Annotated in this window: 3 protein-coding genes; 2 read left to right on the top strand and 1 reads right to left on the bottom strand. The window is 67.8% G+C overall.

The features are described from left to right. Together CUT39_RS08685 and CUT39_RS08690 are read left to right on the top strand one after the other, a co-directional pair. A partial coding sequence (locus tag CUT39_RS08685) for a hypothetical protein (RefSeq protein WP_157930483.1) occupies window positions 1–523 on the top strand: 523 nt, incomplete at its 5' end. Window positions 524–618: 95 nt separating this feature from the next. Beyond that, entirely contained in the window at window positions 619–1,233 is a 615-nt protein-coding gene (locus CUT39_RS08690) for a hypothetical protein (RefSeq protein WP_157930562.1), read from the top strand. Window positions 1,234–1,738: 505 nt separating this feature from the next. On the opposite strand, the gene CUT39_RS08695 is transcribed toward CUT39_RS08690, so the two are convergent. Then, complete coding sequence (locus CUT39_RS08695) at window positions 1,739–2,752, bottom strand: LacI family DNA-binding transcriptional regulator (RefSeq protein ID WP_157930563.1); 1,014 nt, start codon at window positions 2,750–2,752, stop codon at window positions 1,739–1,741. Between the last annotated feature and the right edge of the window lie 169 nt (window positions 2,753–2,921).

Raw genomic sequence — 2,921 nt, forward strand, 5'->3', positions numbered from 1 at the left:
AACCGCGCTCGCCGTGACCGCGGGAACCCTGCTCGCCCTCGGCCTCACCGCGCCCGCCGCCGGCCACCACCCCGAAGGACCACCGCAACCGTTCTTCGCCGAACACGACGACACCTGCACCTTCACCGAGACCAAGGGCCAACTGTCCTGGGCCGCCACGCACCCTCCCCAGCCCCCGGCGGTCAACCTCCGGGGACAGGCGCAGTCGGCCAACCTCGGCGACTGCAACTACCTCGTACCGGTCGTCCCCTACATCGAACTCCAGGCCTACGACCTCGACGACACCGCCGACGAGGCGGACTGGGAGACCGCCGCCACCGCAGTGGACCGCGAGGTCGTCCCCATCCCCGACGACAACCCGATCGACTTCCGCGCCCAGCTCACCCCCACCGCCTGGATCGGAATCGAGCCACCCGACATCGATGTCGTAACCGTCCGCGCCTGCCTCACCACCCGGGTCCACCCGCCCGAGGACCAGACCTACGACGGCGACTGCGGCAAACCCGACGTCCACCACCCATAACTCGTATCCACCCGGGCGGGTACGAACCGGCGGCCAAGCCGCCGGCCCCGCACCCGAGTCCGGCCCTCGCTCAAACCGATACGGAGTGAAGTCCCTTGAACACCATCCGAAAACTCCTATTGGCGGCAGTTCTGGCCGCCGCCGCGTCCCTACTGCTCCCGGCACCCGCCCAAGCCAACGAGACGGTGACCTTCTGCTTCCAGACCGACACCGATTCATCGGGCGGGGACGTGTGGGACTGCCACCAGATCCCCCTGACCGACCGGCTCAGCGACCCCGAGCTCCCACCCGGCTGCCCCGCTTGCGGACTGGCGATCGACTTCGAAGACGACCACCTCGACCCCAAGGTCCGGGCCGAGTATCTCGACCGGCTCGCCACCGGCTTCGCCACTCTCGGCGAGTCCGAGACCGCCGACGACCCCGACCTCGCCGATGGTCTCCGCCTGGAGGCCACCGAGGCGTTCATCGATGCGGCGGCAACGCTCGGCGACCAGAAGGTGACGCCGGAACGGACCGGCTGGGTCGACCAGGCGACCGGAGAGTTCATTGCAGACGACTACCCGCCGATCGAGTCCGCCGCCGGCTTCCTGTCCGGGGGCCTGAGAGCAACGCAGGCGGCGGGGCCGGACCCGTCCACCAACGACGTCTCGACCGCGGTATGGCTGTTCGAGAGCGGCTACCACTGCTTCGTCGTGGCCTTTGAACGCTGACAAGGCCCGACCCGTGGCGGGGCGCGCGGCATTGGCCGCGCGCCCCGCCGCCGTTCAGAACGCGTGTCGACAACCACTCGCGCGATCCCGGCCGACAAGGCAGAGCCCCCGCGAAGCGGTCAGACGACGGCACACCGCGACCGGGTACGTCCCCCTCGCCGGGCCAGCCGGTACCGCTCGAATCTGAGCCGCACCGCGTCGTCTCGGGGATGGCACCTGCCGTGGCGCGAAACGAGTACGACTACTTCCCGTGCGTACACAAGGCACGGCCCTCGTGCCCGGCCAATGCGGCGGATGCCGGGCGCGGCCGGTGCCTCGGAGGCACCGTCGCAACTCACTCGCCAACCGATTCGAGAACGACCAACCCTGCCGTCGCCTGCCGCGCACTACGCGAGCAGGCTCGGAAGCGGGTACCGGCGACCCCATTACCCGCGCAGATCAGGCACCACCTAGGTGCAGCGGCGCAGCTCAGAGATTTCAGTTGGCTTGCGCCCGTTCCCAACTCTCAAAATGGAGAGCTGACCGCCGTCGATTCACGGATGAGCAGCCGCGCGCCGCCTACGATTTCGCGGTACTCGTCCTCAGGGCGATCTCCTTGGAGCCGTTCGATCAGCAATCGCACGGCGGCGTCCGCCATCCCCTCGTGATCGGGCTCGACCGTCGAGAGCGAGGGTGCGGTGTACGACCCGACCGGAATCGCGTCGAACCCGATGACTTTGATGTCGTTGGGCACTCGAATCCCGCGTTCGTAGAGTGCCCGGAGCGTCCCGATTGCGACCTCGTCGGTGGCGCAGAAGATCCCGTCGACGCCGCCGGGGTGTTCGACCACTGCATGCGCGGAGCTGCGGCCGCCCTCGCAATGGAGCGGAGTCTCCAGGACCAGTCCGTTCGAACGATCGATGCCGTGCTCGTCGAGCGCGCGCAGGTAGCCGCGGGTGCGCTGGGTCGATACGTCGATGTCGTCCGGAGCGCCGTGACGGCCCCCGATCAGCGCGATCCGGCGGCAGCCGCGTTCGATGAGATGACGCGTGGCCATGAGGGCGCCGTCCTCGTTGCCCATCGACACGTGGTCGATCGGATCCGAGTAGGCGCGCTCCCCCATGACCACTATCGGGTAGCTGCTTCTGAGCATTGCCGAGTCGCGATCGGCCAGCTCGGTCGAATGCAGGATCAGTCCGTCGAACTTGCGCAACCGGGAGCGGGCGATCGCATCCACCTCGCCTTCGCGTCGCTGTCCGATCTGCTCGACGAGCACTTCGTACCCGTGGGCTGCGGCGCGTTCGGCCACGAAACCCGCGAGCAGACCGAAGTAGGCATTGCTGAAGTCGGAGATCGCCAGACCGATGACGCCGGTCCTGCCCTGCCGTAGACTTCGAGCGGCCGTGTTCAGGTGATACCCGAGTTCGGCGATCGCTTCGAGCACCCTGGCCCGGGTCGCTTCCCTGACGTGGGGGTGCCCGTTCACGACGTTCGAGACGGTCATGGGGGCTACCCCGGCACGACGCGCCACATCCTGCATCGTCGCCAATCCGCTCACCGTTCAGATTCCGTGTTGTTTAGCGGCATAATCTGATCCTAATAGGATTGACCAGTTGTTGCGGCTGGTCTTCCCGCAGCGGTACCACTGCCAGCGGGGCTGGTCTTGTGTGGTTTCTGTCGGGCGTTGGTGACGTGGCCCGGCGACTCCA

This window comes from Glycomyces xiaoerkulensis (assembly GCF_002798405.1).
In the GTDB taxonomy this organism is placed as follows: Bacteria; Actinomycetota; Actinomycetes; order Mycobacteriales; family Micromonosporaceae; genus Glycomyces; species Glycomyces xiaoerkulensis.

Excerpts from the sequence above, each read along its gene's own strand:
- CUT39_RS08695 (WP_157930563.1), bottom strand. The coding sequence starts at position 2,752 with ATGCAGGATGTGGCGCGTCGTGCCGGGGTAGCCCCCATGACCGTCTCG.